Source organism: Marivita lacus, from assembly GCF_014637725.1.
Classification (GTDB): Bacteria; Pseudomonadota; Alphaproteobacteria; order Rhodobacterales; family Rhodobacteraceae; genus Marivita; species Marivita lacus.
Genome location: NZ_BMFC01000017.1, coordinates 35791 through 54271, shown reverse-complemented (window position 1 = coordinate 54271; position 18481 = coordinate 35791). Strand labels below are relative to the sequence as shown.

Annotated in this window: 20 protein-coding genes and 1 riboswitch; of the genes, 17 read left to right on the top strand and 3 right to left on the bottom strand. The window is 63.3% G+C overall.

Annotation, left to right across the window (positions count from 1 at the left end; all coding sequences use genetic code 11):
- Positions 1-60 precede the first annotated feature (60 nt).
- The 13 genes from miaB (at position 61) to rpsA (ending at position 12462) form a co-directional block, all read left to right on the top strand.
- On the top strand, positions 61-1383 hold the full coding sequence (gene miaB, locus IEV82_RS20635; protein ID WP_188483972.1) for a tRNA (N6-isopentenyl adenosine(37)-C2)-methylthiotransferase MiaB: 1323 nt from the start codon (positions 61-63) through the stop codon (positions 1381-1383).
- 150 nt (positions 1384-1533) lie between these two features.
- On the top strand, positions 1534-2040 hold the full coding sequence (locus IEV82_RS20630; RefSeq protein WP_229747947.1) for an OmpA family protein: 507 nt from the start codon (positions 1534-1536) through the stop codon (positions 2038-2040).
- Between the two features lie 11 nt (positions 2041-2051).
- A complete protein-coding gene (locus IEV82_RS20625; RefSeq protein WP_188483970.1) occupies positions 2052-2348 on the top strand; it encodes a hypothetical protein in 297 nt (98 codons plus the stop codon).
- Positions 2349-2423: 75 nt separating this feature from the next.
- On the top strand, positions 2424-3401 hold the full coding sequence (locus IEV82_RS20620; protein ID WP_188483969.1) for a PhoH family protein: 978 nt from the start codon (positions 2424-2426) through the stop codon (positions 3399-3401).
- 94 nt (positions 3402-3495) lie between these two features.
- Entirely contained in the window at positions 3496-4005 is a 510-nt protein-coding gene (gene ybeY, locus IEV82_RS20615; RefSeq protein ID WP_229747946.1) for an rRNA maturation RNase YbeY, read from the top strand.
- Between the two features lie 35 nt (positions 4006-4040).
- Positions 4041-4976, top strand: coding sequence for a hemolysin family protein (locus tag IEV82_RS20610; protein ID WP_188483968.1), 936 nt, complete (start codon positions 4041-4043; stop codon positions 4974-4976).
- A gap of 4 nt (positions 4977-4980) precedes the next feature.
- Positions 4981-6468: an apolipoprotein N-acyltransferase gene (gene lnt / locus IEV82_RS20605; protein WP_188483967.1), complete on the top strand. Its 1488-nt coding sequence runs from the start codon at positions 4981-4983 to the stop codon at positions 6466-6468.
- Between the two features lie 12 nt (positions 6469-6480).
- Positions 6481-6528: riboswitch (SAM-SAH riboswitch) on the top strand.
- Positions 6529-6531: 3 nt separating this feature from the next.
- Positions 6532-7713 (top strand): methionine adenosyltransferase, encoded by a 1182-nt coding sequence (gene metK / locus IEV82_RS20600; protein WP_188483966.1) that lies wholly within the window; start codon positions 6532-6534, stop codon positions 7711-7713.
- Between the two features lie 118 nt (positions 7714-7831).
- Positions 7832-8575 (top strand): dienelactone hydrolase family protein, encoded by a 744-nt coding sequence (locus IEV82_RS20595; protein WP_188483965.1) that lies wholly within the window; start codon positions 7832-7834, stop codon positions 8573-8575.
- Positions 8572-9114 (top strand): histidine phosphatase family protein, encoded by a 543-nt coding sequence (locus tag IEV82_RS20590; protein ID WP_229747945.1) that lies wholly within the window; start codon positions 8572-8574, stop codon positions 9112-9114. The genes IEV82_RS20595 and IEV82_RS20590 overlap by 4 nt, the downstream gene beginning before the upstream one ends.
- A gap of 61 nt (positions 9115-9175) precedes the next feature.
- On the top strand, positions 9176-9892 hold the full coding sequence (gene trmB, locus IEV82_RS20585) for a tRNA (guanine(46)-N(7))-methyltransferase TrmB (protein ID WP_188483964.1): 717 nt from the start codon (positions 9176-9178) through the stop codon (positions 9890-9892).
- Positions 9889-10506 (top strand): (d)CMP kinase, encoded by a 618-nt coding sequence (locus IEV82_RS20580; protein ID WP_229747944.1) that lies wholly within the window; start codon positions 9889-9891, stop codon positions 10504-10506. Before trmB ends, IEV82_RS20580 begins: the two co-directional genes overlap by 4 nt.
- Before the next feature lie 243 nt (positions 10507-10749).
- The gene (gene rpsA / locus IEV82_RS20575) at positions 10750-12462 is read left to right on the top strand and encodes a 30S ribosomal protein S1 (protein ID WP_188483963.1); all 1713 of its coding nucleotides are present in this window, start codon (positions 10750-10752) and stop codon (positions 12460-12462) included.
- Between the two features lie 187 nt (positions 12463-12649).
- On the opposite strand, the gene IEV82_RS20570 is transcribed toward rpsA, so the two are convergent.
- From IEV82_RS20570 to IEV82_RS20560, 3 genes are all read right to left on the bottom strand, one after another.
- Complete coding sequence (locus IEV82_RS20570) at positions 12650-13489, bottom strand: 3-oxoadipate:acetyl-CoA acetyltransferase (protein ID WP_188483962.1); 840 nt, start codon at positions 13487-13489, stop codon at positions 12650-12652.
- 75 nt (positions 13490-13564) lie between these two features.
- Positions 13565-14407 carry a sugar phosphate isomerase/epimerase family protein gene (locus IEV82_RS20565; RefSeq protein ID WP_229747942.1) on the bottom strand — a complete coding sequence of 281 codons (843 nt, stop codon included), beginning with the start codon at positions 14405-14407 and terminating at the stop codon, positions 13565-13567.
- Positions 14404-15387, bottom strand: a complete 984-nt coding sequence (locus IEV82_RS20560; protein ID WP_188483961.1) for a fatty acid desaturase — start codon at positions 15385-15387, stop codon at positions 14404-14406. Before IEV82_RS20560 ends, IEV82_RS20565 begins: the two co-directional genes overlap by 4 nt.
- Before the next feature lie 203 nt (positions 15388-15590).
- Here IEV82_RS20560 and IEV82_RS20555 point away from each other — a divergent pair, with 203 nt between their 5' ends.
- From IEV82_RS20555 to IEV82_RS20540, 4 genes are all read left to right on the top strand, one after another.
- A complete protein-coding gene (locus IEV82_RS20555) occupies positions 15591-16715 on the top strand; it encodes a lytic murein transglycosylase (protein ID WP_188483960.1) in 1125 nt (374 codons plus the stop codon).
- A gap of 64 nt (positions 16716-16779) precedes the next feature.
- Complete coding sequence (locus IEV82_RS20550) at positions 16780-17169, top strand: hypothetical protein (RefSeq protein ID WP_229747941.1); 390 nt, start codon at positions 16780-16782, stop codon at positions 17167-17169.
- A gap of 172 nt (positions 17170-17341) precedes the next feature.
- Positions 17342-18166: an urease accessory protein UreD gene (locus IEV82_RS20545; RefSeq protein ID WP_188483958.1), complete on the top strand. Its 825-nt coding sequence runs from the start codon at positions 17342-17344 to the stop codon at positions 18164-18166.
- A 3-nt stretch (positions 18167-18169) separates the two neighbouring features.
- Positions 18170-18472, top strand: coding sequence for an urease subunit gamma (locus IEV82_RS20540; RefSeq protein WP_188483957.1), 303 nt, complete (start codon positions 18170-18172; stop codon positions 18470-18472).
- The last annotated feature ends 9 nt before the right edge of the window (positions 18473-18481 follow it).

Sequence of the window (18481 nt, the reverse complement as noted above, 5' to 3'; positions counted from 1 at the left end):
GCAAGACAGGGGTGAGATGCGGTATCGCGACGCCCTGAACCTGCCCCGGAGGATTGGCCCGTGTCCGAACCGAAGAAGCTCTATATCAAGACCTATGGCTGTCAGATGAACGTCTATGACAGCGAACGCATGGCCGAGGCGCTGGGTGGGCAGGGATATGTCGAAACGCTGACGCCCGAAGATGCGGACATGATCCTGCTGAACACCTGTCACATCCGTGAAAAGGCGGCGGAAAAGGTCTATTCCGAACTGGGGCGCTACAAGGGTCTGAAGGAGGCAAAGCCCGATCTCAAGATCGGCGTTGCAGGCTGTGTCGCGCAGGCCGAGGGGCAGGAGATCATGCGCCGACAGCCGATGGTCGATCTGGTGGTTGGCCCGCAAAGCTATCACCGCCTGCCAGAACTTGAAGCCAGGACGCGCAAGGGTGAAAAGGCGCTCGACACCGATTTCCCGGAAGAGGACAAGTTCGAGGTTCTCAAGAACCGCCCCAAGGCGAAACGCGGCCCCACGGCGTTCCTGACGGTGCAGGAAGGCTGCGACAAGTTCTGCGCCTTCTGCGTCGTGCCCTACACGCGCGGTGCCGAAGTCAGCCGCCCGGCGGATCGCATTTTGACAGAGGCCCGTGGTCTGGTCGATCGCGGCGTGCGCGAGATCACGCTGCTGGGCCAGAACGTCAACGCCTATCACGGCGCGGGTGACGGCGGCGACTGGTCGCTGGCCCGCCTGATCTGGGCGCTCAACGATATCGACGGGCTGAAGCGTATCCGCTTCACCACCAGCCACCCCAACGACATGACCGACGACCTGATCGACGCACATGCCACTTGCCCGAAGCTGATGCCCTACCTGCATTTGCCCGTGCAATCCGGCTCGGACCGCATCCTCAAGCGGATGAACCGCCAGCACACCGCACAAAGCTACCTCGCGATCATCGACAAAATGCGCGCCGCGCGGCCAGACCTGCTGCTGTCCGGCGACTTCATCGTCGGGTTCCCGGAAGAGACCGAAGAGGATTTTCAGGCCACCTTGGACATCATCCGGGCCTGCAATTACGGCTATGCCTACAGCTTCAAATACTCGACCCGCCCCGGCACCCCGGCGGCGGAACGCGACCAGCTTCCCGAAGACGTCAAGGATGACCGGTTGCAGCGGCTGCAAGCCTTGATCTTCGATCAGCAAAAGGCGGCGCAGGACGCGATGGTGGGCAAGACGGTTGGCGTTCTGTTCGAAAAGCCCGGCCGCTTTCCGGGTCAGATGGTCGGCAAATCCGATCACCTGCACGCGGTCCATGTTCAGGCAGACGGGCTCGAGCCCGGTGATTTGCGCCAGGTCAGGATCATCGCTTCGGGGCGCAATTCGCTCAAGGGCGCGTTGGTGGAATGACACATCATCTGTGGTGAACACACGATATGTTGAGGTTGCCTCTTTCCTGAACCGCAGTCTTTGGTAGTATACCAATGAATCAGCAGGCCACGGCCGCGCTGAACATCGGTGTCGGGAGTGTCGGGAATGGTAAGGCGGGTGTGCGCATTGATGATCGGTATCGCGCTGGCAGTGCCGCACTTCGCGTCGGCGCAGCAGGCCGAACGCTATGTCCCCGGCATCTGGATCGACCCCGACGGCTGCGAACACTGGGTGATGGATGATGGCGTCGAAGGCTTCATGAGCCCGCATCTGCGCCGCGACGGCACGCCTGTCTGCCACACTGTCAGCCGCTGTGCAGTTGTGCCCACCGACACCATGTTCGCCACCGGCAGCGCCACAATCGCACCGGGTGGGGCCGACAGCCTGCGCCGCTTCTTTGCCGACAACCCGGCCAACGGCTTTGTCATCGAAGGCCACACCGACAGCCGTGGCTCCGACGCCTCCAACATGGCGCTCAGCGAACGGCGCGCCCGCGCGGTGGGGCAGGTCGCCCAGCAGGCGGGTGCCCGCGTCTACTCGGTGCGCGGTTTCGGAGAAGGCCGCTCTGTCGCCAGCAATGCAAATGCCGCCGGAATGGCCGAAAACCGCCGGGTGGACATCCTGTGCCTGCGCTGAGGAACCCCGCCATGATCCGTATCATCACCCTCGCCGGTCTCTGTGCCGCCCTCGCCGGGTGTGAAAGCGTCGGCGACAACAAAAGAGTTGATCGCGGCTTTGACAGCAAACCGCTCAGCCAGTTGCAAGCTGGCATCTGGATCGATCCCAACGGCTGTGACCACTGGATCATCGACGACGGTGTCGAGGGCTACCTGTCGCCACGGCTCAACAGGGATGGAACGCCGGTCTGCTCGGGCAACGCTTTGGAACGCAATACGGCGATTGGTGACTTCAAAGGTGGCACCGCGTTCGGAGACGTATTGTGACGGGAGGGGTGACCGCTTGCACTGCGTGACGGAACTTGACACCCTGATCCTGACACCTTTGCACCGGAGACCCGCGTGACCACAGACACCTTGTCAGAAGCGCTCGTAGAATTCCCAGATAACCGTTTGCTCATCGACCTTTGCGGCGAATACGACCGCAATCTGACCGAAATCGAAACCCGGCTCGGGGTGCAGATCCTGCGCAGGGGGAATCAGTTGACGATTCACGGCCCGTCCGACGCGCAGGCCGAAGCACGCGATGTTCTTCTGGCGCTCTACCAGCGGCTTGAACAGGGGCGCAGCGTGTCACCCGGCGATATCGACCGCGAATTCCGCATGGCGCCCGACGATCCCGGTCCCGATGCCCAGATCGAAATGTTCGAAGGCGGCCCGGTCGAGATCAAGACCCGCAAGAAACTGGTGGAGCCGCGCACCGACGCGCAAAAGGCGTATGTCCGGTCACTCTTTGACAATGAACTGGCCTTCGGCATCGGCCCGGCAGGCACCGGCAAGACCTATCTGGCGGTTGCCGTCGGTGTGAACATGTTAATCACCGGCCAGGTCGACAAGATCATCCTGTCGCGCCCCGCGGTCGAGGCGGGCGAGAAGCTGGGCTACCTGCCCGGCGACATGAAGGACAAGGTCGATCCTTATATGCAGCCGCTCTATGACGCGCTGAACGATTTTCTGCCGGGCAAGCAGCTTGCCAAGATGATCGAGGAAAAGGTGATCGAAATCGCGCCGCTCGCCTTCATGCGCGGCCGGACGCTGTCCAATGCCTTCGTGGTTCTGGACGAGGCGCAGAACGCCACGTCGATGCAGATGAAGATGTTTCTGACCCGTCTCGGCGAAGGTTCGCGCATGGTCATCACCGGTGACCGCACCCAGATCGACCTGCCGCGCGGCGTCGCCTCGGGGCTTGCCGATGCCGAACGGCTGCTTAAATCCATCCCCAAGATCAGCTTCAACTACTTCACCTCCAAGGACGTGGTCCGCCACCCGCTTGTGGCAGCGATCATCGAAGCCTACGAGAAAGACGCTGAATCGCCCTGAGCTTCTTCTTTTTCCAAATATGCCGGGGAGCCGTTCATTTTGCGCCATTGGTGCGCGCACAATGGACGGCGGGCTGGCTCCCAATGGATGACCCGTGACCACACTGACCGACATCGTGATCGAAGACCCCCGCTGGGAGGCGGCGGGGCTGGATACTCTGGCCGAAAACGCGGCAGTCAACACGCTGGAATTCCTGGGTTTTCCGGCAGATGGCTACGAGATCGCGGTGCTCGCCTGCGACGATGCGCGCATCGCGGAACTCAATGCCGAATTCCGCGAAAAACCGACACCCACCAATGTGCTCAGCTGGCCTTCAAGCGACCTTGCGCCGGACGAAGATGGCGGCCAGCCAAGCCCGCCGCCGCCCCCCGATCCGATGATGGGCGAAAGCCTTGGAGACATCGCCATCGCCTATGACACCTGCCTGCAAGAGGCTGACGCGGCGGGCAAGACACTGCCCGATCACGTCACGCATTTGATTGTTCACGGCGTGTTACATCTTCTGGGTTATGATCACGTTCGTGACCGCGATGCCACGCTCATGGAAGGGTTGGAAACCCGGATACTTGGCAAAATGGGTGTTGCGGACCCATATAGGGAATAGTACGGGCCAACAGGCCTTCACCGGAACAGGAAAAAATGGGCGACAACGACGACTCGTCTAACGCGGCGCATCGCGCGCGGGAGATGAAAGAAATTCAACCGGGACGTGGAGTCTTCTCCCGTCTGCGCAGCTGGCTTGGTGGAACGGCACAGGTGGCCGACATGTCGCCAGAGCCGGAAAGCACCCGGTCAATGTCTCCGATTGATGGCATGATGAACCTGCGCCGCATGCGGGTCGAGGATGTCGCGGTGCCACGCGCCGACATCACCTCCGTGCCGGACAACATAACCCTGCCAGAACTGGTCGATGTCTTCCGCGAAAGCGGGCTGACACGCTTGCCGGTCTATAACGGCACGCTCGACACCCCTGTTGGCATGGCGCATCTCAAGGACCTCGCGCTCAAGCACGGCTTCAATGGCAAGAGCACCGATTTCGATCTGGCCCAGATGGTGCGCCCGCTTTTGTTCGTGCCGCCCTCCATGCCCATCGGTGTGCTGCTGGCCAAGATGCAGACCGAACGTCGGCACATGGCGCTGGTGATCGACGAATATGGCGGCGTGGACGGTCTCGTGACCATCGAGGACCTGATCGAACAGGTCGTCGGGGAAATCGAGGACGAACATGATCTGGATGAAGACCACAATTTCACCCGCGAAAAGCCGGGGGTCTACATGGCCTTTGCCCGCACCCCGCTTGAGGAATTCGAGGCCGAGATCGGGCTGAACCTGACCGATCACGACGATATCGACGGAGAGGAAATCGACACACTGGGTGGTCTGGTCTTCATGCTGGCCGGTCACGTGCCTGCACGCGGAGAGGTCGTGCCACATCCGCAAGGCCCGGAATTCGAAGTGATCGATGCCGATCCGCGCCGGATCAAGCGGATGCGCGTCCGTCTCAGCACAACCGCCAAGGGCGACACCGCCAGGGCCCGCGAGGTTGTCGAGGCGGCCACCGTGAGCACTGCCTGATCGCATGGTTTTGATCCGCCGCCTGGGGGCGTTGTGCCTTGGCGCGTGTTTCGCGCTGGGCCAGCCGCCGTTCGATCTCTGGTGGATCGCCCTCGTGGCGCTTGTGGCGGTGCTGTGGCTTGCCCAATACGACACGGCAGCGAAGTCCGCAGGTTGGACAGGCTGGCTCTTTGGCGTCGGCTATTTTGCGGTTTCGCTGCACTGGATCCTCGAGCCGTTCCGGGTGGACGCGGCCACGACCGGCTGGATGGCACCTTTCGCGCTTGTCGGCATGGCGGCGGGCCTGGCGCTGCTCTGGGCGGTTGCGTTCTGGGGCGGGCGACGGCTGACGCGTGGTCCGTTTGCGATTGCCCTCTGCTGGGCGGGGATCGAACTGGCGCGGGCCTATGTCCTGACCGGATTTCCATGGGGGCTGGTGGGGTATCTCTGGGCACCGACCCCGGTGGCACAATGGCATTCGGTGATCGGACCACACGGGCTGACCGTGGTGACAACTCTGGTCGCGGCACTGCTGGCAGGTGGTCTCACGCGGCGATCTTTGAAATACGCGGCAACGGGCCTTGTCACACTGGTCGCGATGTGGGGGACGGGGGCAGTCATCACACCCGCCGCCTCCGACCTCGCGGACCGACCGACCGTGCGCCTGATCCAGCCGAACGCACCGCAGCACCAGAAATGGGACCGCGATTTCATCCCGATGTTCTTCAACCGTCAGGTGGATTTTACGGCGCAACTGCCCAAACCCGACCTGATCGTCTGGCCTGAAACCGCAGTGCCCAGCCTTCTCGATGACGCAGGCTACGCATTTGAAGTGATCGCGGATGCCGCTGCTGGCACGCCCGTGGTTCTGGGCATCCAGCGCGAAGAGCAGGGACGCTACTACAATTCCCTCGTCACGCTGGACGGTACGGGACAGGTGGCTGACTTGTACGACAAGCACCACCTTGTGCCCTTTGGCGAATACATGCCCGCAGCACCCCTCTTTGCGCGGTTCAACATCCTCGGCCTCGCCGCGCGGGCGGATGCCGGCTATTCGGCGGGGCCGGGGCCTGCGCTGATCGACCTTGGACCCCTGGGCAAAGCCCTTCCTCTGATCTGTTACGAGGCTGTGTTTGCGCAGGATGTGAACGGCGCGCCGTCGCGCCCTGACATGCTGCTCCAGATCACCAATGACGCGTGGTTCGGCATCAATGCCGGTCCGCAGCAACACCTGTCACAGGCCCGTCTGCGCGCCATCGAACAGGGGCTGCCGATGATCCGCGTGGCCAATACCGGCATTTCGGCGATGATCGACCCGGCCGGCCGCATCGTGGACTCGCTTCCACTGGGCCGTGCGGGGTTCCTCGACGTGCCGCTGCCCGCACCGCTTGCGCCGACACTCTACAGCCGCACCGGCGATTGGACGGCATTTCTGGCGCTCATCGTGGCATTTGCGACTCTGTTGACCCTGAAACGTCGCAGACCCATTGACCGCACCGTGACGCGGCCTTAACCCAGAGCCTCATTCCCGTCACAACGGCTTCCTGACGTGACGGCAGATCCCAATGGAGCACTCATGTCCAGACAGAACTACATCTTCACCTCGGAATCCGTCTCCGAGGGCCACCCGGATAAGGTCTGCGACCGTATCTCGGACGCAATCCTCGACGCATTCCTGTCAGAAGAACCCGAAGCGCGGGTGGCCTGCGAAACCTTTGCCACGACCGACCGCGTCGTCATCGGTGGAGAGGTGGGGCTGTCTGACCAGTCCCGCCTGCAAACCTACATGGAGCGCATCCCCGACATCGCGCGCGCCTGCATCAAGGACATCGGCTACGAGCAGGACAAGTTCCACCACGCCACCTGCGAGATCACCAACCTGCTGCACCAGCAATCGGCGCATATCGCGCAGGGCGTGAACGCCAGCGGTGACAAGGATGAAGGGGCAGGCGATCAGGGCATCATGTTCGGCTACGCCACCAACGAGACCGACGCGCTCATGCCCGCGCCGATCCTTTACAGCCACGCGATCCTGAAACGTCTGGCCGAGGTGCGGAAATCCGGCGCAGAGCCTTTGCTGCGCCCCGATGCCAAGTCGCAGGTCTCGGTGCGCTACGAGAACGGCAAGCCGATGGGCGTGACCTCGATCGTTCTTTCGACCCAGCACGCCGATGAAAGCCAAAGCTCTGCCGACATCCGTGCCATCGTGGAGCCCTATATCCGCGAGGTCCTGCCTGCGGGCTGGATCACCGACGCCACCGAATGGTGGGTCAACCCCACGGGCACCTTCGTGATCGGTGGGCCGGATGGCGACGCGGGCCTGACGGGCCGCAAGATCATCGTCGACACCTATGGCGGGGCTGCCCCGCATGGTGGCGGCGCGTTCTCCGGCAAGGATCCGACCAAGGTGGACCGGTCCGCAGCCTATGCCGCGCGGTACCTGGCCAAGAACGTGGTCGCCGCGGGACTTGCCGAACGCTGCACGATCCAGCTCAGCTACGCGATCGGTGTATCCAGGCCCCTGTCGATCTATGCCGACACCCATGGCACCGGCGAGATCGAGGCATCGGCCATCGAGGCGGCGATCCCACGGGTGATGGACCTGACCCCGCGTGGCATTCGCACGCATCTGCAGCTGAACAGGCCGATCTACGAACGCACCGCAGCCTACGGCCATTTCGGCCGTGCGCCCGAAGCGGATGGCGGGTTCAGCTGGGAACGCACCGATCTGGTGGACGCGCTCAAGGCGTCCGTCTGACGCACCACACTGCGGGTCGGGCAGCCTTGTCCGACCCGCGTTCCGGTCCTTCGGCCTTTTCTTTTGCGTGTCGGCGCTATGCTTCAAAGGCATTCGAGACGAAAAAGAGGAGACCGACATGATCCGATCAAGCCTGGCCACACTGGCCCTGACCGCAACGGCTGCACAGGCCGAGATTTCCGCTGACTATCACCGCTATACCGTGGGTGACCGGGAATACGAAGGCTACGTCGCCACCAACACCGCGATTGACCCCAAGGGCACCATCCTCATCGTGCACGACTGGGACGGCATGACCGAGTACGAGGAGCGCCGCGCCGAAATGCTGGCCGCGCTGGGCTACACCGCCTTTGCCATCGACGTATACGGTGCCGACGAAGACCCCCAAAGCGTCGACGAATACCGCGCCTTGTCCGGCGCCATGTACAGCGACCGCGACGCCTTTCGCATGCGCCTGATGGGCGCCATCGAAGAGGCTGCCAATATTCCGGGCGCCACCGACACCCACGTCATGATGGGCTATTGCTTTGGTGGCGCAGCGGTTCTCGAAGCCGCGCGCGCCGGTGCCGACCTTGACGGGTTCGTCAGCTTCCATGGCGGTCTGGGCACGCCGGAAGGTCAGGATTATTCCGCCACATCCGCGCCGATCATGCTGTTCCACGGCTCTGCCGATCCGGTTTCGGGCATGGCGGACCTGGCGTCCCTGCTGGACCAGCTGCAATCCGCAGGTGTTGATCACGGTGCGCAGGTGTTCGGCGGCGCGCGCCACAGCTTTACCGTTTACGGATCGAGCGACTATGACCTCGACGCCGATCAGGGAAGCTGGGACGGCCTGCAATCGTTCCTCGACGCGCAGCTATGATCCACCGACTGATCCTGATCCTCGGCCTTTTGTGGCCGGGGATCGTGGTCGCCAATGATTGGGACGCGCTGGACACACCCGGCGCGTTCACCATCATGCGCCACGCGCTGGCCCCCGGAACCGGCGATCCTGCCAACATGACCGTCGGAGATTGCAGCACCCAGCGCAATCTCGACCAGAGTGGACGCGATCAGGCGGCGCGCATCGGTCAGGCGTTCCGCGACCGGGGGCAGGCGTTCGGCGTGGTGCTGACCAGCCAGTGGTGCCGCTGCCGTGAGACTGCCGAGCTTTTGAACCTAGGCCCGGTGCAGGACGTGCCCGCCTTCAACTCCTTCTTTCAGGATTTCTCGACCCGTGACAGCCAGACCGCCGAGGCGCTGACCCTTCTGGCCGACCGTTCGGATCGGCCCTTCGTCGTCACCCACCAGGTCAACATCAGCGCGCTGACCGGCCAGACCACCCGGTCCGGCGAAGTTCTTGTCGTGCGCCACGCAGGTGACCGGCTCGACGTGCTGGGGTCGATCCGCATCGATCCGTGATGCCGACAAAAACCAAAGACCTCCGTTGCGAGAGCCCGGCGCAATCGCTACACCGCGCGCCATGACGGATACCAAACACCCCTCGGGCGCGCCCTGGCGCAATTTCTACGGACGGTTCAAGGGCAAGACCCTGCGCCCGAACCAGAAGGATTACCTCGAAAGCGATCTCGATGCGCTCAGCCCAGGAGCTGTCTCCTGGGAGGAAAACCCCGACCGCACACCGCTCGATCTCAAGGCGCATTTCGGCGACAAACCCGTCTGGCTCGAGATCGGGTTCGGCGGCGGCGAACACCTTGTCCATCAGGCGCAGACCTATCCGGATGTGGGCATCATCGGATGCGAGCCCTTCATCAACGGCGTGGCGATGCTTCTGGGCAAGGTGCGCGATGCGGGTGTGACCAACCTGCGGGTGCATCCCGGCGATGCGCGCGATATCTTCGACGTTTTGCCCGAAGGATCGGTGGACAAGGCGTTCCTGCTCTATCCGGACCCATGGCCCAAGAAACGCCATCACCGGCGGCGCTTCGTCACGCAGAACCACCTTCAACCGCTCTACGCCGTTCTCGCTCCGGGGGCGGAGTTTCGCGTCGCCACCGACATTCCCGACTATGTGCGCCAGACCCTGATCGAAGTGCCCAAGGCCGGGTTCGAATGGCTGGCCGATGGTCCGGGCGACTGGCGGCACCCGTGGGGCGACTGGTACTCCACCCGCTACGAGATGAAAGCGCTGCGCGAAGGGCGCATGCCGCATTACATGACCTTTCGGAAACCGACATGATGCAACCCTTCACAGTCGCCATTGATGGCCCCGCCGCCGCAGGCAAAGGCACGATCAGCAAGGCGGTCGCGGCCCATTTCGATCTGGTGCATCTGGACACCGGGCTGCTCTACCGGGCGGTCGGCGCGCGCATGTTGCTGGGCGAAGACCCTATCACGGCGGCACAAAGCCTTGTGGCAGGTGACCTCGACAATCCCGATCTGCGCACCGCCGAAGTGGCGCAGGCAGCGTCCAGGGTTGCGGTGATCCCCGAGGTGCGCGCAGCATTGCTGGATTTCCAGCGCGCCTTCGCGCGGCGATCCGGAGGCGCCGTTCTGGACGGGCGGGACATCGGTACCGTGATCTGTCCCCGCGCCGAGGCCAAGCTCTTCGTGACCGCCAGCGCCGAAGTGCGCGCACAGCGCAGGCTGGCCGAACTCACCGAAGGTGGCTTTCAGACCGATTTCGACACCGTGCTGGCGGATGTGAAGGCGCGCGACGACCGCGACATGAACCGCGCCGATGCACCGCTCCGCCCGGCCGAGGATGCAGTGATCCTCGATACCTCCGACCTGAGCATCGATGCGGCCATCGCAGCGGCCATTGACGCGGTGGCGGCACGTCGCGCGGGCTGATCGGCCAGACACTGCGCGCAAGCCCGCCAAATCGGGGTTCCGGCGCGTGTCGGTCTTGCGCTGTGTCGCGCGCTCTGCTATGGCCCACGCGTCGCTAAAAGGCAAACAATGCCGCGAGACGAAGATTGAGCAGGGGTCGGCACACACCGGCCCTCTTTGTTTTGCGATTGCCTTGACCAATCCCGTTCGCCGCAAGTGCGGACATCACCCCAGACCGGCGGAGACAACCGCACGGCCAGAAAAATGATACGTAAAGGAAAAAGACGCCACATGGCTCAGAACGCATCTATGGAAGAATTCGAAGCGCTTTTGAATGAAAGCCTCGAAATGGACACACCGGACGAAGGGTCCGTTGTGAAAGGCCGGGTCATCGCAATCGAAGCGGGCCAGGCCATCATCGACGTCGGCTACAAGATGGAAGGCCGCGTTGATCTCAAGGAATTTGCAAACCCCGGCGAAGCGCCCGACATCTCTGTCGGCGACGAGGTCGAGGTGTTTCTGCGCTCCGCGGAAAACGCGCGCGGCGAAGCGGTCATCTCCCGCGAGATGGCGCGCCGTGAAGAAGCATGGGATCGCCTTGAAAAGGCCTATGCAGACGATGCCCGCGTCGAAGGCGCGATCTTTGGCCGCGTCAAGGGCGGCTTCACCGTCGATCTCGGCGGCGCCGTGGCCTTCCTGCCCGGCTCCCAAGTCGATGTGCGCCCCGTGCGCGACGCAGGCCCGCTCATGGGTCTCAAGCAGCCGTTCCAGATCCTCAAGATGGACCGTCGCCGGGGCAACATCGTTGTATCGCGCCGCGCGATCCTCGAGGAATCCCGCGCCGAACAGCGCGCCGAGGTTATCGGCAACCTGACCGAGGGTCAGGCTGTGGACGGCGTCGTCAAGAACATCACCGAGTACGGCGCATTCGTCGATCTGGGTGGCGTGGACGGCCTGCTGCACGTGACCGACATGGCATGGCGCCGTGTGAACCACCCGTCGGAAATCCTCGCCATCGGCGAGACCGTCAAGGTTCAGGTCATCAAGATCAACAAGGAAACGCACCGCATCAGCCTCGGCATGAAGCAGCTGCAGGAAGATCCGTGGGATCTGGTCGCTGCCAAGTATCCGCTCGAATCGGTGCACATGGGCCGCGTGACCAACATAACCGATTACGGCGCATTTGTTGAGCTGGAGCCGGGTGTCGAAGGCCTTGTCCACGTGTCCGAGATGAGCTGGACCAAGAAGAACGTCCATCCGGGCAAGATCGTGTCGACCTCGCAGGAAGTCGAAGTCATGGTCCTGGAAATCGACGGTGCCAAGCGCCGCGTGTCGCTGGGTCTCAAGCAGACCATGCGCAACCCGTGGGAAGTGTTTGCAGAAACACACCCCGAGGGCACCGAGGTCGAAGGCGAAGTCAAGAACATCACCGAATTCGGTCTGTTCGTCGGCCTCGAAGGCGACATCGACGGCATGGTTCACCTCAGCGACCTCAGCTGGGACGAGCGTGGCGAAGACGCGATCCAGAACTACCGCAAGGGCGACATGGTTCAGGCCGTCGTCACCGAAGTGGATGTCGAGAAAGAGCGTATTTCGCTGTCGGTCAAGGCGCTGGGCGGTGACAAGTTCGCCGAAGCCGTTGGTGGCACCAAGCGTGGCTCGATCATCACCGTTCAGGTGACCGCGATCGAAGAAGGCGGGATCGAAGTGGAATATGAGGGCATGAAGTCCTTCATCCGCCGCTCCGACCTCAGCCGTGACCGTGCCGAACAGCGCCCCGAGCGTTTCTCGGTTGGTGACAAGGTCGATGTGCGCGTGACCAACGTGGACAGCAAGACCCGTCGTCTGGGCCTGTCGATCAAGGCACGCGAGATCGCCGAAGAAAAGGAAGCGGTCGAGCAGTATGGCTCGTCGGCTTCGGGTGCATCGCTGGGCGACATCCTTGGCGCAGCGCTCAAGTCGGGCGACAACGACTGATCCACGCGATCGGTTCGGAAATCGGACACCCCCGCATCTTTGGTGCGGGGGTTTTCTTTTTTCGGCGATGAAAGACGATGCGTTGACGCATCGCGTGTTTCCGTCAACGGAAACAGGGGGCGCTGCCCCCGGCCGCCTTTGGCGGCCTCCCCCGAGATATTTTTGAACCAGAGAAGCCGGGGGTGGTTCAGGCCGCGACCGGTCGCAAACCCAGCATCTCGCGGGCCTGCTGCCATGTGGCCACGGGGCGTTCGTAGGTCTCGCAGACCGCAACCGTGCGTTTGACCAGCGCGGCGTTCGATGGCGCCAGCGTGTTGCGGTCAATGCGGATGTTGTCCTCGAGCCCGGTGCGGGCATGGCCGCCTGCAGAGATGGCCCAGTCGTTCAGCACGATCTGGTTCTGCCCGATGCCCGCGGCGCACCACGGTGCGTTTTCGCCGAAGAGGCGCTTGACGGTGTGGACGTAGAAATCGAACACCTCGCGGTCGACGGGCATCGCATTCTTCACGCCCATCACGAACTGCACGTAAGGTGTATCGGCAATCTCGCCGGCCCTGTGCATCGCGTCGGCGCGGAAGATGTGCGACAGGTCGAACGCCTCGATCTCGGGTTTCACACCATGGGTGACCATTTCCGAGGCGAGCCAGGCCACGAGGTCTGGCGGGTTCTCGTAGACGCGGGTCGGAAAGTTGTTCGACCCGACCGACAGCGACGCCATGTCAGGGGCCAGAGGCAGCATGCCACCGCGCGTCTTGCCCGCGCCGGACCGTCCGCCTGTCGACAGCTGGATGATCATGCCGGGGCAGTGTTTCTCGACCCCTTCCTTGAGCAGGGCGAACCGCTCCGGGTCGGAGGTCGGAGTTCCATCGTCGTTGCGCACATGGGCATGCACGATGCTGGCCCCTGCCTCGAACGCCTCGTGGGTGCTTTCGATCTGTTCCGACACGCTGGTCGGAACTGCGGGGTTGTCGGCTTTGGTGGGAACCGATCCGGTGATGGCAACGCAGATGATGCAGGGGGTGGTCATGGGAATGTGGTATCCTGAACTCTTGATCGCGCGCACTGTGGCACGAAACGCCGGGGTGTCAAATCCGAACGCGGTTCAGGTGTCGCCGCCCAGATCCTCCCAAATCTCGCGGACCCAGCGCTGGATCACCTGCGCCTCGTGCCAGCGGTTGGACATTTCGCGGCCCTCTGCGTCGGTCATCGCGTATTCGGGCGGGCCCAGTTCGCAGACGAAGATGCAGTCGCCCGAGGCGTTGCGCGCGCGCCAGTCGGCGATGCCTTCGCGCCACCAGCCCTTGAACAGGTCAACCCATTTCCGGTGCTGCGGGAAGTCGAGTTGCAGCTGGATCTGTTGGCGGCTGGCGACACGCCCCTGAAAGCTGTCGGAGCGTTCGAGGATACGGGAGATCAGGCCAAGGTCATGATCCGACATGGGAAACCAGAACTCGCGATCCACGACGTAGTGGGACAGATCGGCGCAAATGCGCATCTCGGGGATACGGTCGAGCAGTTGCAGCGTGGTGTAGAGATCGTTGGTGATGCAGTTGCGATGGGTCTCGAACTGGATCGGCATTCGGATACGGTTGGACATCGCAATCCATGTCTCGATCACCGGCGCCATGTCCTCCAGCGCGATGGGCATGACCTGACCGATCACATCGACAAAGGGCGCACCGAAATCGGTGGCCATGTGCAGCGTGTCCTCGAGGCTGTCTATCGTCTTTGGGAAGGCCACGATCAACGGCGTCAGGCCATTGGTTTCCATATGTGGACGCACCGCATGAGCGACCGAAACATCCGACGCGCCCAAGTCGATGGCCATGCCATCGAACCCGGCACCGGCCACCATCTCGCAGACCTGATCATAGGGCAGTTTCACGCCCGTCGGGTCGTGCGGCTGCATCGCCCAGAGCGAGGTGTAGACCTGAAGCCGCCTCACTCGGCGGGCACCCGGCGGGTGCGTCCGCCGGTCATCGGCACGATCCAGACCTCGTTCATCGGATACTGGCTTTCATCCCTGGCGCTCAGCTTGCGGATCACCTCGATCTGGAACTCGATCCAGCCCATCCGGTGCACCTCGCCCGCAGCGCTTTCGATCTTGTCGTTCAACGCGCGCAGCTTCCAGAACGGCACGGCGGGAAAGGTGTGATGCGCGGTGTGATAGGGCATTTGCCAGCAGAGCCAGCGGATCAACGCGTTGGCACGGGTGGACCGGGTGTTTTCGAGGATATCGCTCTCGTGGCTCAGGCCCAGATGTTCGATGGTGTTCTGCAACTGGTGCACCGGCTTGGTCAGGATCATCGGGATCAACCAGAAGGTCAGCGCGGCCCAGCTTCCGGCTGCAACGGACACAACCCCGATCAGAACGTAGAGCCCAAGATGAATGCGGCTTTCACGGATCACCTTGGCCTCTTCCTCGGGGCGGATATAGGGCTCCACGATCACACCCCGCGCGCGCCGAACAACGCCGAAGACGCGGTTGCGCCAATAGGTGATGCCCGACAGCCACAGCAGGTAGGTGGTCAGCGTATAAGGCTCGCGCACCAATTCGCCATCACGCTCCCAGTCCTGCGTGTGCTGGTGATGGGCGAAATGCATGATCTGGTCATAGTCGCGCGGGAAAATCTGGAGGAAACCGATGATGCGGCCGAACACCTCGTTCAGCCGGCGTGTCCTGAACACCGTTGCATGGCTCAACTCGTGCTGTGCTGCGTAAAGGAAGTTGAGCAGCACACCCAGCGCAAACCCCGTCACCCAGACCCATCCGGTGTTCATTGCCAAGGCGTGCAGATAGGCTACGATCAAGATGGCACTCACATGGCTGGTCATTTGAACCGCACCGTGCAGGTCAGAGCGTTCCGTCAGGCTGCGCAATTCAGCCGGTGTCAGCAATTTGCGGCGCGAGAAACTGGCGTCCATCGGTCCCTCCTTCTACGATGCGCCAAGACTGGCCGGGTTTGATGCAAAAGAAAAGAGACCTCCCGCAGCCATGCCGCGCCAGACCTCGCCCCTGCCCGATTTGCGGGCATCCGCCGATCCGGGGGCAGGCCATTTTGCACCATTGTGAGAATCCCGAACTGCCCGCACACTGCGGGCAAAAACAACCAGAGGTGAGCAGACCGATGCAGATCAATCGACGCCTATTCGGGCTGGGGCTGGCCAGCCTTGGCCTCACCGCCTGTTCGCGCAGCATGCCAAGCGGCGCCAGCACACCAAACGGCCTGCCTGCCGATCTCAGGCCCGTGCCGAACCCCGCCTATGACGCGTGGGTGGCGTCGTTCCGCGAACGGGCCGTGGCACAGGGCATCACGCGACCCACGCTCGATGTGGCGTTTCGCGGCGCAGGCTATCTGCCGGGGGTCGTCACGCGTGACCGCAACCAGACCGAATTCAGCCGCAGTCTCGAGGATTATCTTGCCATCGCCGCCTCTGACGAGCGGGTGCAAAAGGGCAGAGCAGCGCTTGCCCGCCATCGCGGCACGCTCACCGCGCTTGAGGACCGCTACGGCGTCGATGCGCGGATCATCACCGCGATCTGGGGGCTGGAAAGCTTTTACGGCGAACGGCGCGGCGAGGTGCCGGTGATCTCGGCCACCTCGACGCTGGCCTTTGACGGGCGGCGCGGGCAGTTCTTTGAACAGCAGCTCATCGCGGCGCTGCGCATCGTTCAGAACGGCGATATCCCTGCGGCGCAACTGACCGGAAGCTGGGCTGGTGCTATGGGACACACGCAATTCATCCCGACCTCGTACCAGCAATTCGCGGTGGACTACACCGGCGACGGGCGGCGCGACATCTGGTCGGATGATCCGAGCGATGCGCTGGCCTCGGCCGCCGCGTACCTGCAACGCAATGGCTGGCAGCGCGGTCTGGGCTGGGGAGGCGAGTCGCCCAACGGATCGCTCCAGCCGCAAGCGGGTGGGCCGCGTTTTGCCACAACTGCGAATTTCCGGGTGATCAAGCGCTACAACAATTCCGACGCCTACGCGATCGGGGTCGGGCACCTGTCCGACCGGATCGGCGGTGCCGGACCGCTGCGCACGCCGTTCCCCCCGGATGCCAACGGTCTGACCAAAACCGACCGGATCAGCCTGCAACAACGCCTGACCGCGCGCGGTTTCGACACACAGGGCGCCGATGGCGTGATCGGGTCCAACACCGAAACGGCGATCCGGGCCTACCAGTCCAGCCGGGGGCTGCCGGTCACCGGCACACCGTCGCAAGCCCTGCTGCAAAGCCTGCGCTAGCCCCGTGTTCCGCCTGTTGAGATGGTTGCGCAATTCAGTTCTGCTCATTTGGCTGTGTGGCGCTTTGGCCCTCAGCACCGTGGCGCTGGGTTTGCAAGCGCTGACCCTGACCGCGCAGGTGGCCAGCGTGACGGCCGGTGCGTCGGCGGCGGCTATGAAGCATCGCAAGGATCTTGCCCGCGCGGTGGCCAAGACCAAGGCCAAGGCGCGGTTGCGCCGCGTGCTTGTGGCGGTTCCCGTGGTCGGGGCAGGGGCTGCAATGGCCTTTGAGGCGCAGGATTTCCGCGACTGGCAGGTGGACAACCCCGAGGGCACCTTCTCGGACTATTCCTGCGAGGTCGCCGGGCTGAGCGCCGAGGTGGTGGACGAGGTGTTGCAGGGCTTTCCCGAAGGGGTGCGCCCGTCCCGCGAGTGGATGCTGAGCCAAGTGCCCGACTGCGCACCTGCGTCCTGAAGACGCGGTTTCACGTTTGCCCGAATAAAGAGCGTAATTGGAAATTTCGCCTTATTTGCGGGCAACTTGCCCTGCGTCGGGCCGCTTTCTGCCCTGCTTTTCATCAGTTTTGATGCGCGCCCGTGAAATGCGTTGGAACTCCGTGCCGACGGATTGTTAGCGTCTCGGAACCATGACCCATTTGACCGCCCTCAACACCTTGCCGCCCCGATCCCATGGCAAGCTGCACATCGCCGCAAAGCTGCGCGCGGGGGGGATTTCGGCACTTGCCGATCTGCACCAGACCGGGTCGGCCAAGATACTCATGACGCCGGCGCGCGATGCGGTTGAAGGTATCATCCTCAACACCTCCGGCGGGCTGACCGGCGGTGACACGCTCTCGATCGGAGCGACCGCGCAGGCGGGCGCGCGGTTGCGGTTGACGACACAGGCCGCCGAACGTGTTTACCGCACCGCCGATGACACGACCGCACGGGTGCGCAATATCGTGACGGTCGAGGCTGGTGCGCGTGTCGATTGGCTGCCGCAGGAGACCATCCTGTTCCAGAACGGCGCGCTGCGCCGGTCGCTGAGCATCAGGATGGCCGCCGATGCGCGTCTGCTGCTGGTCGAGCCGGTGCTCTTTGGCCGGCTGGCCATGGGCGAGGTGGTCTCGCAGGCGCGCTTTGCCGACAGCCTGACGCTGGAACGTGACGGCGAATTGGTGTTCCGCGACGCGAGTACGCTGAACGGCGATATCTGCGCGATCCTCGACAAACCCGCCATTGGCGGTGGTGCGCGCGCCATGGCGCTTGTGGTTTTCGCGGCGCCCGAGGCCGAGACGCATCTGGGTTCCATCCGCGCCATGTTGCCAGCAACGGCGGGCGTGTCGCTTGTGCGGGACGGCGTACTGGTGCTGCGGGCGCTGGCGCACGACGGCTTCGAGCTCCGCCGCACCCTGATCCCCGTTCTTGATCGGCTGAGCGGTGACGCCCTGCCGCGCTCCTGGAGACTATGACAGATGAACCTGACCCCTCGTGAGAAAGACAAGCTGCTGGTGGCCATGGCCGCCATCGTGGCGCGCAAGCGGCTCGAACGCGGCGTGAAGCTGAACCATCCCGAAGCGATCGCGCTCATCACCGATGCGGTGGTCGAAGGCGCCCGCGATGGGCGGTCGGTCGCGGACATGATGCAGGCGGGTGCGCAGGTCATCACCCGCGATCAATGCATGGAGGGCGTGCCCGAGATGATCCACGAGGTGCAGGTGGAGGCGACGTTCCCGGACGGCACCAAGCTTGTGACGGTGCACAATCCGATCCGGTGAACATGAGTA

What these genes read in the sequence shown, in the direction of transcription:
- IEV82_RS20570 (WP_188483962.1), bottom strand. Translation starts at nt 13,489, where the DNA reads ATGACCACCCCCTGCATCATCTGCGTTGCCATCACCGGATCGGTTCCC.
- lnt (WP_188483967.1), top strand. Translation starts at nt 4,981, where the DNA reads ATGGTTTTGATCCGCCGCCTGGGGGCGTTGTGCCTTGGCGCGTGTTTC.
- IEV82_RS20555 (WP_188483960.1), top strand. Translation starts at nt 15,591, where the DNA reads ATGCAGATCAATCGACGCCTATTCGGGCTGGGGCTGGCCAGCCTTGGC.
- IEV82_RS20630 (WP_229747947.1), top strand. Translation starts at nt 1,534, where the DNA reads ATGATCGGTATCGCGCTGGCAGTGCCGCACTTCGCGTCGGCGCAGCAG.
- IEV82_RS20595 (WP_188483965.1), top strand. Translation starts at nt 7,832, where the DNA reads ATGATCCGATCAAGCCTGGCCACACTGGCCCTGACCGCAACGGCTGCA.
- rpsA (WP_188483963.1), top strand. Translation starts at nt 10,750, where the DNA reads ATGATACGTAAAGGAAAAAGACGCCACATGGCTCAGAACGCATCTATG.
- IEV82_RS20580 (WP_229747944.1), top strand. Translation starts at nt 9,889, where the DNA reads ATGATGCAACCCTTCACAGTCGCCATTGATGGCCCCGCCGCCGCAGGC.
- IEV82_RS20540 (WP_188483957.1), top strand. Translation starts at nt 18,170, where the DNA reads ATGAACCTGACCCCTCGTGAGAAAGACAAGCTGCTGGTGGCCATGGCC.
- IEV82_RS20610 (WP_188483968.1), top strand. Translation starts at nt 4,041, where the DNA reads ATGGGCGACAACGACGACTCGTCTAACGCGGCGCATCGCGCGCGGGAG.
- IEV82_RS20545 (WP_188483958.1), top strand. Translation starts at nt 17,342, where the DNA reads ATGACCCATTTGACCGCCCTCAACACCTTGCCGCCCCGATCCCATGGC.
- IEV82_RS20560 (WP_188483961.1), bottom strand. Translation starts at nt 15,387, where the DNA reads ATGGACGCCAGTTTCTCGCGCCGCAAATTGCTGACACCGGCTGAATTG.
- metK (WP_188483966.1), top strand. Translation starts at nt 6,532, where the DNA reads ATGTCCAGACAGAACTACATCTTCACCTCGGAATCCGTCTCCGAGGGC.
- IEV82_RS20625 (WP_188483970.1), top strand. Translation starts at nt 2,052, where the DNA reads ATGATCCGTATCATCACCCTCGCCGGTCTCTGTGCCGCCCTCGCCGGG.
- IEV82_RS20590 (WP_229747945.1), top strand. Translation starts at nt 8,572, where the DNA reads ATGATCCACCGACTGATCCTGATCCTCGGCCTTTTGTGGCCGGGGATC.
- trmB (WP_188483964.1), top strand. Translation starts at nt 9,176, where the DNA reads ATGACGGATACCAAACACCCCTCGGGCGCGCCCTGGCGCAATTTCTAC.